The 13,930-nt window shown below is 50.7% G+C and carries 5 protein-coding genes, 7 tRNA genes and 3 rRNA genes; 1 reads left to right on the top strand and 14 read right to left on the bottom strand.

Translation table 11 applies throughout. The annotated features are described in order from the left end of the window. Window positions 1-89: 89 nt before the first annotated feature. On the bottom strand, window positions 90-998 hold the full coding sequence (locus tag NYE33_RS11600) for a helix-turn-helix domain-containing protein (RefSeq protein ID WP_042139568.1): 909 nt from the start codon (window positions 996-998) through the stop codon (window positions 90-92). 132 nt (window positions 999-1,130) lie between these two features. Here NYE33_RS11600 and NYE33_RS11595 point away from each other — a divergent pair, with 132 nt between their 5' ends. Beyond that, window positions 1,131-3,119 (top strand): alpha-amylase family protein, encoded by a 1,989-nt coding sequence (locus tag NYE33_RS11595; protein WP_042139569.1) that lies wholly within the window; start codon window positions 1,131-1,133, stop codon window positions 3,117-3,119. A gap of 508 nt (window positions 3,120-3,627) precedes the next feature. On the opposite strand, the gene NYE33_RS11590 is transcribed toward NYE33_RS11595, so the two are convergent. The 13 genes from NYE33_RS11590 to ilvE all read right to left on the bottom strand — a co-directional run bounded on the left by NYE33_RS11590 (window position 3,628) and on the right by ilvE (window position 13,929). After that, a tRNA-Leu gene (locus NYE33_RS11590) sits at window positions 3,628-3,706 on the bottom strand. A gap of 167 nt (window positions 3,707-3,873) precedes the next feature. Continuing rightward, a tRNA-Arg gene (locus NYE33_RS11585) sits at window positions 3,874-3,950 on the bottom strand. A 6-nt stretch (window positions 3,951-3,956) separates the two neighbouring features. Further along, a tRNA-Gly gene (locus NYE33_RS11580) sits at window positions 3,957-4,031 on the bottom strand. A 36-nt stretch (window positions 4,032-4,067) separates the two neighbouring features. Next, window positions 4,068-4,145 (bottom strand) — tRNA-Asp (locus NYE33_RS11575). A gap of 4 nt (window positions 4,146-4,149) precedes the next feature. Next, window positions 4,150-4,226 (bottom strand) — tRNA-Met (locus NYE33_RS11570). Window positions 4,227-4,266: 40 nt separating this feature from the next. Beyond that, window positions 4,267-4,342 (bottom strand) — tRNA-Val (locus NYE33_RS11565). Window positions 4,343-4,543: 201 nt separating this feature from the next. Continuing rightward, window positions 4,544-4,618: transfer RNA gene (locus tag NYE33_RS11560), tRNA-Glu, on the bottom strand. Between the two features lie 143 nt (window positions 4,619-4,761). Beyond that, window positions 4,762-5,040 (bottom strand): hypothetical protein, encoded by a 279-nt coding sequence (locus tag NYE33_RS11555; protein WP_341065871.1) that lies wholly within the window; start codon window positions 5,038-5,040, stop codon window positions 4,762-4,764. Window positions 5,041-5,712: 672 nt separating this feature from the next. Beyond that, window positions 5,713-5,829: ribosomal RNA gene (gene rrf / locus NYE33_RS11550) — 5S ribosomal RNA — on the bottom strand. 147 nt (window positions 5,830-5,976) lie between these two features. After that, window positions 5,977-8,907, bottom strand: a 23S ribosomal RNA gene (locus tag NYE33_RS11545). Between the two features lie 386 nt (window positions 8,908-9,293). Then, window positions 9,294-10,849, bottom strand: a 16S ribosomal RNA gene (locus NYE33_RS11540). Together the 16S, 23S and 5S rRNA genes form the textbook arrangement of a ribosomal RNA operon. 455 nt (window positions 10,850-11,304) lie before the next feature. Beyond that, entirely contained in the window at window positions 11,305-12,822 is a 1,518-nt protein-coding gene (locus tag NYE33_RS11535; RefSeq protein ID WP_076247790.1) for a LysM peptidoglycan-binding domain-containing protein, read from the bottom strand. Window positions 12,823-13,047: 225 nt separating this feature from the next. Then, on the bottom strand, window positions 13,048-13,929 hold the full coding sequence (gene ilvE, locus NYE33_RS11530; protein WP_042139573.1) for a branched-chain-amino-acid transaminase: 882 nt from the start codon (window positions 13,927-13,929) through the stop codon (window positions 13,048-13,050). Between the last annotated feature and the right edge of the window lies 1 nt (window position 13,930).

The following is a 13,930-nucleotide window of genomic DNA, read 5'->3' as shown; positions in this document are numbered from 1 at the left end:
GCCACCTGCCCTTTTCCGCCTTAACGATCCCGACTTTCTTTAGCATGATATCGACATGACTGAGCTCTTGGCAGCACCCGCAGCGGCTCTTAGATTTCCTCCGTGCCGGTAGAGGCAGCTGTATCTTCCCTCTGACGCAGCCGCCGGCGGTACGCTCCGGGAGTCAGTCCAAATCTCGAACTGAACAGGCGCGTCATATAGTTGGGATCTTGAATGCCTACCCGTTCGGCAATTTCCGAAATACCCAGCACCGTACCGCCCAGCAGCTTTTTGGCTTCTTCCAGACGCAGATGGAGTACATATTGCAGTGGCGTAGTGCCGATATGCTGTTTCATGCACCTCGTAATATAATCCGCCTGGAAATGCAGCTCCTCTTCAAGTCCGGCAAGATTAAACGGCTGTCTCCAGTGGACATCCAGGTAGCCTGCCGCTGCCCGGGCCAGCCGGACCGCCGGCTCCGGCTGTGCAGTCCGTGTGCATTCCGCCTGAAGTGCCTCCAGCAGCCCGGCCAGCAGCAGATGGAGACGCAGCGCATTTTCAGCACTCAGCCGGTTGTGAATCTCGTTCATCTCATGCAGAATCGGCTCCAGCGCTTCTACATCGACTATGGCGTATTTCGGCATATACAGACGCTGCTGTGCAGAGGGCTCCTCATCCTCCACCGTTCCCTTGGCCAGCAGGGATGACCAGGGAATATCCTCCCGCCGGATATACGCCGGCTTAGATTCATGGATGAAGTGCACCCAATAAATTTCTGTATCCTCCTCACATGCCCGGTAACCTTCATGCGGCAGTCCCGCCTCCAGCACCAGCAGTTTTCCCGGACCCACCGCATACTCCTTGTCCTCTTCTCTCATATAGAGCGTTCCGCGCTTCACCAGCAGCAGATCATACACACCGAAGGTGCGGGCGAAATGCCGGTCCCCCGGCGGCCAGACGGCATGTCCCACCGTGACGAATTGCGGCAGCGGCGGAATCGCTAATTCCAGACACAGCACTGGCTATCTCTCCTGTCCAAGTCGATTTTGTGCTATTCAAAGTCTATAATATCACTGGCTGCCCCGGCATAAAAGAGGTACATTGACTGGGAATCCGCTTTTCATCCAAATCGTATAAGGGGCTGTGTATCCATGCGTTTTCGTCAGGTTCACCTGGACTTCCATACTTCTGAATTCATTCCCGGCATCGGCAAAGATTTCTCCAAATCCCAATTTCAATCCATGCTGCGTGCCGGCCATATTGACTCTGTTACGGTATTCTCCAAATGTCATCACGGCTGGGCCTATCATCCCAGTGAAGCCAATGAAATTCATCCGCATCTCTCCTTCGACCTTCTGGGGGAGATGATCGGTGCAGCTCACGAAATCGGAGTCAAGACACCGGTATATCTGTCCGCTGGCCTTGATGAGAAGCTGGCCCGCCGCCATCCCGAGTGGCTGATCCGTGATGCAGAGGACCGCACACGCTGGGTGAAGGACTTCATGACGCCGGGTTATCATGAGTTTTGCATGAATACACCTTATCTGGACGTTTTGCTGGCGCAAATCCATGAAGTAGTTTCCCGTTATGATGCTGACGGTATCTTCCTCGATATCGTCGGCGGCCGTAAATGCCGCTGCCAGTACTGCGTCTCGGCACTGCAGGCAGCCGGCCAGGATCCCCGCGATGAAGCAGCCGTCACTGCCCTCGGTGAACAGACTTATCTGAATTATGCACGCCGTGTCCGGGAGACGATTGACGCGGTAAAGCCAGGCCTTCCGGTGTATCATAACAACGGTCATCAGCAGCGGGGCCGCCGTGATCTTGTCCAGGTTAACAGCCACCTCGAGCTGGAGTCACTTCCGACCGGAGGCTGGGGCTATGATCACTTCCCGCTGTCAGCACGGTACGCCCAGACCCTGGGCATGGAATTTCTCGGCATGACCGGCAAATTCCATACCTCCTGGGGCGAATTCGGCGGCTACAAGCATCCGAACGCGCTGCGGTATGAGGCCGCGCTCAGCCTTGCCCACGGTGCCAAATGCTCCATCGGTGATCAGCTTCACCCTTCGGGCTTCATGGATGAAGCGACCTATGCCCTAATCGGCGCTGCCTATGCCGAGGTAGAGGCGAAGGAGCAATGGTGCAACGGAGTGGAGTCCGTTGCGGACATCGCTGTCCTGTCCCTGGAGGCGGCCCGTGAAGCCTGCCCAGACGGACAAGCGCTGAAGGGACAGCGGAATCTGGCTGATGCAGGAGCAGTACGTATACTGAGTGAAGGACACTACCTGTATGATATCGTAGATACGTTCAGTGATTTTGCCGCTTACAAAGTCCTGATCCTGCCGGATGAAGTGCCGGTATGGCCGGAACTGGCTTCCGCTATTGAAGCCTTTACAGCAGGGGGCGGCAAGGTGCTGGCCACCGGACGTTCGGGCCTGAATCCGGCAGGTGATACCTTTGCGCTGAATCTGGGTATCCGCTGGCAGGGAACAAACCCGTACCGTCCGGCGTATTTCCATCCGTATTTCACGCCCGGCGCCCTCCTGCCTGCCTCTTATGTAATGTATGGTGAAGGTCAGCTGGTAGAATTGCGGGAAGGACAATCGCTGGGTCACCTGGAGAATCCGTATTTCAACCGCGATGTCTTTACTTTCTGTTCGCATCAGCATACACCCGGTACCAGAGAAGATAATGGACCGGCCATGGTTGAGAGCAGCAGTGGAATTTACATCGCCTGGGAGGTGTTCAGCGACTATGCGGAAGGCGGCCACCTTATCCTCAAAGAGATGGTGCTCCATGCACTGTCCCGGCTGCTGCCGCGTCCCTCCCTGCGCACCGGTCTGCCGGCCCGGGGAATAACGACCCTGCAGTACCAGCCGGCGGAGAAGCGCTATGTACACCATCTGCTCTATGCCGCCCCTGCACTGAAGGGCCGGATCGAAGTCATCGAGGACATCGTGCCGCTGCGTGACATTTCTGTCAGCCTGAAACTTCCGTCTCCTGCCCAAATCCAGCGGGTCTATCTGGCTCCTTCGATGACTGAACTGCCGTTTACGGTAAGTCCGGAGGGTGAAATCTCGTACACAATTCCTTACATGGAGAATCACCAGATGGCAGTGATAGAGCTTGCCCCTTAAAAACAAAATTCACCCTACTGGTGAATCCAGATCATACTTATTGATTGCATTTCACCTCAGTTGAAGTTTACCGGGCGGGCTCTATATGAACTATCCGCTCAGCAGGCGGACTGAGATTCCGTTATTTGAGCAGATCTGGCGAAATCGCGGAGTATCCGGAATGAGATTCCCCTAATTGTCCTGAACTGCCACATTTTAAGTCCAAATGAACAACATAGCGGATTCTCAGTCCTCTTTCACCTTAGGAGGCATGTTTTCGGCAAAATAACGACTTGCATAGTAGTCACAGTCACCGGGCTCTTATTAATTACTGCGGGTAATCATAACAATGAAGAAAACCGGCGGCGGATGCCGGAAGAGTCAGAGGAATTATACCGCTTGGAATGACAGGCTTATTGGGAGCTAAGTTAAAGGTAATCGACAATAGCTTAACCTGTATAATTACCTTAAAGAAAAAACAGGCTTACAAATTTGCCCGAAAGCAAATCTGTAAGCCTGTTTATGATGATACCGGCGAGAGGACTCGAACCTCCACGGTTTCCCTCTCGATTTTGAGTCGAGCGCGTCTGCCATTCCGCCACGCCGGCAAATTATAAGAATAAATCCATTACGGACCATTTAATTTGAAATAATGGGGCGCCCTGAGAAATGCGGATGCTACGCATCCGATTGCGACGTAATTCTATCGAAGCTTATGCTACAACGAACTCATTCGAATCTTAAGGACACTTTGAGTATTCAATAAAGTTATAAATGGCGCGCCCTGAGAGATTCGAACTCCCGACCTTTTGATTCGTAGTCAAACGCTCTATCCAGCTGAGCTAAGGGCGCAAAATATGGAGCGGACGACGGGAATCGAACCCGCGACCCTCGCCTTGGCAAGGCGATGCTCTACCGCTGAGCCACGTCCGCACACGGTATGTATTCAATATGTTACTTAAGTAAAAATGGCGGAACCGACGGGATTCGAACCCGCGATCTCCTGCGTGACAGGCAGGCATGTTAGGCCAACTACACCACGGTTCCAAATTGGTTGCGGGGGCAGGATTTGAACCTGCGGCCTTCGGGTTATGAGCCCGACGAGCTACCGGGCTGCTCCACCCCGCGTCAGCAATAAATGTATTCACTTCAATCTTGCAAGTCTCCATGGTGGAGGCTGAGGGGTTCGAACCCCCGACCCTCTGCTTGTAAGGCAGATGCTCTCCCAGCTGAGCTAAGCCTCCATCGAAGAAGCAACTTAATGATCATAACACATTCTCATGAGATATACAATCATTATTTATTTCAACCTTAGAGATTGAAGAAGATTATGGTGACTCGTATGGGATACTCTTCACTCCGTTACGAGATTGCGAAGTATTCCTTCCGAAGCCTATCCTCCAACGAACCCAGGGAGTTCTCATCCCATGATTCAAAGAAGATTATGGTGACTCGTATGGGATTCGAACCCATGTTACCTCCGTGAAAGGGAGGTGTCTTAACCCCTTGACCAACGAGCCATATCAACAAACAATCTTTCGACAACAAAAAGTATTATATCAAATATATGAGTATAGTGCAATAGAAAACACAATGATTATTAAAATCTATTATCCGTCCACTTCAACACTATTCTAAACAGGCCATTACAGATCTCCGTTTCCTATTCCATGGTCTCCAACAGAGACATAATAATTCCAGCTACCTCTGGAATGGATATCTGCTCAGTGTCCACATAACACTCAAAGACCTTGTTCTCCAGCCCTGTAAGACATCTCTCCATCTGTACAGCAGCCCAAGAGCCCCTGCCTTCACCACGGCCCTGCAATCTGCTATACAGGGTCTCAGTGGAAGCAGTCAACGTGAAATGACGAACTACTATCCCTTCGCTTCTCAGTCTGCCCACAATCTGCATAAAGTAGTCTGTATCTACTAGGGTCATAGGTACAATAATCGTTCCATTATACTCTGAATCTATGTATCTAAGCATTGAATACGTAAGCTCACGCCAGAGCGGATGGCTCTGAAAATCGTTTTTTGACATGCCTCCTGGAAGGTTATCACGGATATAAAAGCCGGCATTCTCCGGATCGAATACATAAGAATGGGAATACTCCGGTGGAGCTCAATCGCTGTTTGCGTTTTTCCTGAACCAAAGGTTCCATTCAGCCAAATAATCACATACGCACCTCCCCGATACATACACCAATTATAATCCATATACAAATAGACTATATAAACCATACTTTAGATTACAACTAAATTAGTAACCGATTACTGCTTATGTGATACGTAATTTATTAAATTACCTACACCTGATTCGTCGCTTTCAGATTTGATATTCTTAAGTTACCACTGTACAGGCTTAAATGTTGTTCGTATTTTGCAGGAAATACAAGAATTGCCCGGCTATGTCGCCTGTAGGAAGAGAAATGCTGCTTTTCATACAATATTTTTGGATTATAGCCGAGATTATGAGGAGAATGTTGTATTATGAGCAGGAATTTTAAATGCATTCCGTTTCTTCCCCTCAGGCAGCGGGCTAAAATCGTGAAATTCATGTGTTATCTGTACAACAAAAAACCACCGTTGAATATCAACAGTGGTCTTAAGTGCTTGGCGGCGTCCTACTCTCCCAGGACCCTTCGGTCCAAGTACCATCGGCGCTGGAGGGCTTAACGGTCGTGTTCGGGATGGGTACGTGTGGAACCCCTCCGCTATCGCCACCAAACGGGCATTTACAGCGTAAATGCTATAATTCAGGTCTCAGCATCGCCAAATGCTGAAAACAAATTTTCTCTATAGAACTACTTGAGCTCTATAAATTACAATTTGATTCCTGAAAACTGAATCCGAAACGAATCTGCGCTCTAAGAATTTGGATAAGCCCTCGACCGATTAGTATTGGTCAGCTCCATGCATTGCTGCACTTCCACCTCCAACCTATCTACCTCGTCGTCTTCAAGGGGTCTTACTAATTGGGAAATCTCATCTTGAGGGGGGCTTCACGCTTAGATGCTTTCAGCGCTTATCCCGTCCGTACGTAGCTACTCAGCCATGCTCCTGGCGGAACAACTGATGCACCAGCGGTACGTCCATCCCGGTCCTCTCGTACTAAGGACAGCTCCTCTCAAATTTCCTGCGCCCACGACAGATAGGGACCGAACTGTCTCACGACGTTCTGAACCCAGCTCGCGTACCGCTTTAATGGGCGAACAGCCCAACCCTTGGGACCTACTTCAGCCCCAGGATGCGATGAGCCGACATCGAGGTGCCAAACCTCCCCGTCGATGTGGACTCTTGGGGGAGATAAGCCTGTTATCCCCAGGGTAGCTTTTATCCGTTGAGCGATGGCCCTTCCATGCGGTACCACCGGATCACTAAGTCCGACTTTCGTCCCTGCTCGACTTGTAGGTCTCGCAGTCAAGCTCCCTTATGCCTTTGCACTCTGCGAATGATTTCCAACCATTCTGAGGGAACCTTTGAACGCCTCCGTTACTCTTTAGGAGGCGACCGCCCCAGTCAAACTGCCCGCCTGACACGGTCCCCGTACCCGATTAGGGCACTAGGTTAGAACCTAGATACGATCAGGGTGGTATCCCAACGGCGCCTCCGCAGAAGCTTGCGCTCCTGCCTCACCGGCTCCCACCTATCCTGTACAGATCGTACCCAAATTCAATATCAAGCTGCAGTAAAGCTCCATGGGGTCTTTCCGTCTTGTCGCGGGTAACCTGCATCTTCACAGGTATTAAAATTTCACCGGATCTCTCGTTGAGACAGCGCCCAAGTCGTTACGCCATTCGTGCGGGTCAGAATTTACCTGACAAGGAATTTCGCTACCTTAGGACCGTTATAGTTACGGCCGCCGTTTACTGGGGCTTCGGTTCACAGCTTCGGGTTTAACCCCTAACCACTCCCCTTAACCTTCCAGCACCGGGCAGGCGTCAGCCCGTATACTTCGCCTTGCGGCTTCGCACAGACCTGTGTTTTTGCTAAACAGTCGCTTGGGCCTTTTCACTGCGGCCCCCTCGGGCTATTCACCCTACCGAGGCACCTCTTCTCCCGAAGTTACGAGGTCATTTTGCCGAGTTCCTTAACGAGAGTTCTTCCGCGCGCCTTAGAATTCTCTTCTCGCCTACCTGTGTCGGTTTGCGGTACGGGCACCTTCTCCTGGCTAGAGGCTTTTCTTGGCAGTGTGAGATCATGACCTTCGCTACTACAATTTTCGCTCCCCATCACAGCCCAGCCTTAGTGATGTGCGGATTTGCCTACACATCAGCCTCACTGCTTAGACGGACATATCCATCAGTCCGCGTCACTACCCTCCTGCGTCACCCCATCGCTCATAGCGGATTACGGTGGTACAGTAATTTCAAACTGTTGTCCTTCGACTACGCCTTTCGGCCTCGCCTTAGGTCCCGACTTACCCTGAGCGGACGAGCCTTCCTCAGGAAACCTTGGGCTTTCGGCGGATCAGATTCTCACTGATCTTTTCGTTACTCATACCGGCATTCTCACTTGTATGCTGTCCAGCGCTCCTTACGGTACACCTTCAACCTGCATACAACGCTCCCCTACCCCAGATGCAAAGCATCTAGCCATAGCTTCGGTGGTGTGTTTAGCCCCGTTACATTTTCGGCGCAGAGTCACTCGACCAGTGAGCTATTACGCACTCTTTCAATGGTGGCTGCTTCTAAGCCAACATCCTGGTTGTCTGTGCAACTCCACATCCTTTCCCACTTAACACACACTTGGGGACCTTAGCTGATGGTCTGGGCTGTTTCCCTTTTGACAATGGATCTTAGCACTCACTGTCTGACTCCCGGCAAGAAGTTAATGGCATTCGGAGTTTGACTGAGCTTGGTAACCCTTGCGGGCCCCGCACCCAATCAGTGCTCTACCTCCACCACTCCATTCACCGAGGCTAGCCCTAAAGCTATTTCGGGGAGAACCAGCTATCTCCGAGTTCGATTGGAATTTCTCCGCTACCCCCACCTCATCCCCGCATTTTTCAACATGCGTGGGTTCGGGCCTCCAGTGCGTGTTACCGCACCTTCACCCTGGACAGGGGTAGATCACACGGTTTCGGGTCTACGTCCACATACTCAATCGCCCTATTCAGACTCGCTTTCGCTGCGGCTCCGGCTTCTCACCTTAACCTTGCATGTTAAACGTAACTCGCCGGTTCATTCTACAAAAGGCACGCCATCACCCATAGATCGGGCTCTGACTTTTTGTAAGCACACGGTTTCAGGTTCTATTTCACTCCCCTTCCGGGGTGCTTTTCACCTTTCCCTCACGGTACTGTTTCACTATCGGTCGCCAGGTAGTATTTAGCCTTAGCAGATGGTCCTGCTGGATTCATACGGGGTTTCACGTGCCCCGCACTACTCGGGATCCGTCTCGGAGAGAACACAGTTTAGGCTACAGGGCTTTTACCTCTATCGCGGGCCTTTCCAGACCTCTTCGCCTACCATATTCCTTTGTAACTCCATGTGAGACGTCCCACAACCCCAAGAGGCAAGCCCCTTGGTTTAGGCTGTTCCGCGTTCGCTCGCCGCTACTGACGGAATCACTATTGTTTTCTCTTCCTCAGGGTACTTAGATGTTTCAGTTCCCCTGGTCTGCCTCTGCGTATCCTATGTATTCAGATACGAGTAACTGCGAATTACCACAGCTGGGTTTCCCCATTCGGACACCCCCGGATCAAAGCTTGCTTACAGCTCCCCGAGGCAGTTTCGTTGTTCGCCACGTCCTTCGTCGGCTCCTGGCGCCTAGGCATCCTCCGTGTGCTCTTATTAGCTTAACCGTCACTCCGGTGTTTCGCTTGCTTGCTCATCTTGTTTTGAATGCCGCTCATGGATTGCTCCATTCACCAACACATTCAAAGCCAAAGGTCGCTGCACAATCGAAAACCTTCGTTCTGCACTAATAACTATTTCAACTTGCTTACACAAGTTTCAGCTAAAAGATGTTCTAAAACGCAAATTCGTTTCGGTATCCAGTTTTCAAGGATCAAGGTGCTGAAATTTCGGGACAATCACGATTGTGATGTTCGAAAATTCAGACAGTTTAAAGATGAGAGCTTAAACTCTCAAAACTGACCAACGAGTGAGTGTTTGAACCCTAAGGTTCGTTGTGGAAGCTTACGCTTCCGATTTGAATGTCACCGTTGCAGGTGACGATTCTCCATAGAAAGGAGGTGATCCAGCCGCACCTTCCGATACGGCTACCTTGTTACGACTTCACCCCAATCATCTACCCCACCTTCGGCGGCTGGCTCCCTTGCGGGTTACCCCACCGACTTCGGGTGTTGTAAACTCTCGTGGTGTGACGGGCGGTGTGTACAAGACCCGGGAACGTATTCACCGCGGCATGCTGATCCGCGATTACTAGCAATTCCGACTTCATGCAGGCGAGTTGCAGCCTGCAATCCGAACTGAGACCGGCTTTGCTGGGATTGGCTCCACCTCGCGGTTTCGCTTCCCGTTGTACCGGCCATTGTAGTACGTGTGTAGCCCAGGTCATAAGGGGCATGATGATTTGACGTCATCCCCACCTTCCTCCGGTTTGTCACCGGCAGTCACTCTAGAGTGCCCAGCCTTACCTGCTGGCAACTAAAGTCAAGGGTTGCGCTCGTTGCGGGACTTAACCCAACATCTCACGACACGAGCTGACGACAACCATGCACCACCTGTCTCCAATGCTCCGAAGAGGGGCACTATCTCTAATGCTTTCATCGGGATGTCAAGACCTGGTAAGGTTCTTCGCGTTGCTTCGAATTAAACCACATACTCCACTGCTTGTGCGGGTCCCCGTCAATTCCTTTGAGTTTCAGTCTTGCGACCGTACTCCCCAGGCGGAGTGCTTACTGTGTTAACTTCGGCACCAAGGGTATCGAAACCCCTAACACCTAGCACTCATCGTTTACGGCGTGGACTACCAGGGTATCTAATCCTGTTTGCTCCCCACGCTTTCGCGCCTCAGCGTCAGTTACAGCCCAGAAAGTCGCCTTCGCCACTGGTGTTCCTCCACATATCTACGCATTTCACCGCTACACGTGGAATTCCACTTTCCTCTTCTGTACTCAAGTCACCCAGTTTCCAGTGCGACCCCAGGTTGAGCCCAAGGTTTAAACACCAGACTTAAATGACCGCCTGCGCGCGCTTTACGCCCAATAATTCCGGACAACGCTTGCCCCCTACGTATTACCGCGGCTGCTGGCACGTAGTTAGCCGGGGCTTTCTTCTCAGGTACCGTCACTCCGGTAGCAGTTACTCTACCGGACGTTCTTCCCTGGCAACAGAGCTTTACGATCCGAAAACCTTCATCACTCACGCGGCATTGCTCCGTCAGGCTTTCGCCCATTGCGGAAGATTCCCTACTGCTGCCTCCCGTAGGAGTCTGGGCCGTGTCTCAGTCCCAGTGTGGCCGTTCACCCTCTCAGGTCGGCTACGCATCGTCGCCTTGGTGAGCCGTTACCCCACCAACTAGCTAATGCGCCGCAGGCCCATCCCCAAGTGGCAGATTGCTCCGCCTTTCATTCTCTCTTCAGGAGAGGAAAGAAATTATCCGGTATTAGCTACCGTTTCCGGTAGTTATCCCAGTCTTGAGGGCAGGTTGCCTACGTGTTACTCACCCGTCCGCCGCTAAGTTAATCCAGAGCAAGCTCCTTCATAACTCCGCTCGACTTGCATGTATTAGGCATGCCGCCAGCGTTCGTCCTGAGCCAGGATCAAACTCTCCAAATTGTATTTAGAAAGAGCGATTGCTCATTTTGAAACATCTGACGAGAATTTTCATTCTCTTTTTTTGGAAGTCACTTTCGTGATTTCCGGTACTCACTCGTTGTTCAGTTTTCAAAGATCAAGCTCGTTGTTAGCGACGATTACCGCGTCACCAGCAACTTTTATAATATATCATGTTTCTCATCTGAATGCAATACTTATTTTTCAGAAGCTGTTTGCATACTCGTCAGATTAACATGTCCAATCTTGTGAAAAGGCTTCCGCCTTGCGACTGGATTTATAATATACCATGCATTTATTACTAAAAACAACCCTCAATATTTACCATTTCAAAAATGGTTCTATAGAACTCCATAGTTATACTATACAAGTCTCTGTACCTGCAAAACTCCAAAAAGTGCAGCAAGCCCGCATTTTATGCGTGACCTGCATGCACTCCATAAACTAAAGTTTCAGACTTAGTTAGAAATCCATGGATTCTTATTCTTTTTGGCTGTACTTGAACGTCCGTTTGAGCTTGAACTTGTTTTGGAAGAAGTCTTAGCTTTGGCTGTGGTTGTCTGGCTGGAAGTTTTCACTTTTCCCGCTGCCGGTTTGGAAGCTCCACCTTTGGAGTTCTTAACAGTCTGTGCTTCGGTGCGTCCTGCTTCAGGAGTCTCTGCTGCTTCCTGCACTGCAGGCTCAGGGACCTGGATTTCAGGTACACGGTTATGGGCAAAGTTCTCCATACCAGGGTAGGATGGATAAGGCGGGATATTCGATACCATTGGCTGATCGTACACCGGTGACAGCGCACTAGGCATTGAATTCATTTCTGCTGAATAAGGGGATACCATTCCCTGCTGCGGCATACCATACACCGGATACGTATTGTACATAGGCTGCATTGCTTGCTCATACGGATAAGGCTGAATAGACATTCCGCCGCATCCGCAGGAAGGCCAAGGGAGATTGACCGGCTGGCCGCTATACTGCGGAGATACAAAAGATGCGTTATCGTTCACAGGGCTCACTGCGGACATTGCCGCATTGTTATAGTCTGGCGCAGCGTTCGGGTACCAGGCTCCGGGATAATCTCCTTCAGGATAAGCATAGTACGGCGGGCAATCCGGCATGAAAGCTGCAGGCTGAATGTAGTTAGGTGCAGCGTTTATATCCATCATCCCCATTGGCTCATACACAGGATACACCGGCGGATAATTCATGAAATACGGGTTTTCATTCAGACCTGGATAACCTTCGGTCTTGTCGCATGGAGAGACTTTACCATCGTTCCATGCCGCTGGCTGAACCTCAGTTTTATGTGCTTCTTTGGGCATCTCATATGTGATGGCTTCTTGTGCCGGAACTGAGATTTGTACATATAAGCTTTGTTTCTCATGGACGATTTCCTGGATCGGCATCACTTCGGGTGCCTTATTGGGCGCAGGGTTAGGCGCTGGCACAGGAGCAGCAATGGGAACCGGGACAGCTTCTGCGGCAGGGGACACGACAGGAGCCGGCTTTTCTATGGGCCCGGTATAGGTTTTTCCGCCAATAGCTGTTTTGTCTACGACTGCAGGTGCTGTGGATTGTGCCTGAATGGGAGTAGTATTAGCTTTTGCCGGAGAGACAGACTGAGCCTGAATAGGAGAAGCAGTATTAGCTTTCTTAGGGATATTCACTACTTCCCCTGTCATCAGAACATTGGGATTCTTAAGCTGCGGATTGGCATCAATCATGTCCTTCAGCGTAATGCCCCATGCTTTGGAGAGCTTCCACAAGGTATCGCCTTGCTTGACGGTATGCTTGTAATAGACCTCACTGTTATCTGGTACAGGTATCGGGGCTGCCGGTATTTTGACCTTATCTCCGACAGCGAGTACATCTGGATTCGTGATTTGCGGATTGGCCTCAATTATTTTTTGCAGCGGCACTCCATACTTCTGCGATAACGCAAACAGCGAATCGCCTTGCTTAACAATGTGTATTTTCACGCAGCATTTACCTCCTAATAAGTATCTGTTGATCGACGTTGCCCCCCGGTTCAGGGATTACTGCACTTCAGCATGGTATATGCGGTACAGCCGCCTCCTTCGTTACTACATCTTATGCAGCCCATGGGCGAATGACATCCCTAATACAAAAAAAATCCTCCCATGGCTCCATGGGAGGATTGCTTCTATATTCATTCATTGGTTTGCGGAATAACTATTAAGGAACTATCCCCACACCTTATAACCGTCTTTATCCACAACATTGCGGAATTCTTCAAGCAGCTGCAGGGTAATCGGGCCAGCGTGACCGGAACCGATAATCCGGCCATCAATTTCACGGGCCGCAATAACTTCGGCTGCGGTACCGGTGAAGAACACTTCATCAGCAATATATACATCATGCATGGTGAACGGTTCTTCCTTCAGCGGCAAGCCCAGTTTCTCACATAGCTCGATAATCGCCAGACGGGTAATTCCTTCAAGCGCGCCCAAATAGCAGGGAGGCGTGTAGACTACTCCTCTTTTGATAATGAAGATGTTGTCGCCCGATCCCTCGGTTACATATCCTTGCGCATTCATCATGATCGCTTCATCGGCTTCCGCCAGATTAGACTGGATCTTCACCAGAATGTTGTTGAGATAGTTCAGCGATTTGATCTTCGGATTCAGCGCATCCGGGATATTACGGCGCTGGGATACCGACACGGCACGGAGTCCGTTCAGATAAGCCTGTTCCGGGTAGATCGCCAGCTGCTCTACAATAATAATGACACTCGCTTTGGGACAGCGGCGCGGATCAAGCCCCAGGTTACCGGGACCGCGCGAAACAATCAGACGGATATACCCGTTGCGCATTTCATTAAGGCGGATAGTCTCAGCCATAGCCTCCAGCATCTCATCATACGTCAGCGGAATCTCCAGCATAATCGATTTGGCCGAATCATACAGCCTGTCCAGATGCTCTTTGCATTTGAAAATGTTGCCGTTATAAATACGGATTCCTTCGAAAATACCGTCTCCATATAAAAAGCCGTGATCAAATACAGATACCTTAGCATTGTCCTTCGTTACATGTTGTCCATCCAGATAGATCCATTGTTCAGCCATG

The organism is Paenibacillus sp. FSL R10-2199 (genome assembly GCF_038000235.1).
In the GTDB taxonomy this organism is placed as follows: Bacteria; Bacillota; Bacilli; order Paenibacillales; family Paenibacillaceae; genus Paenibacillus_AQ; species Paenibacillus_AQ phytohabitans.
This window is presented reverse-complemented; position numbering and strand designations above follow the sequence as displayed.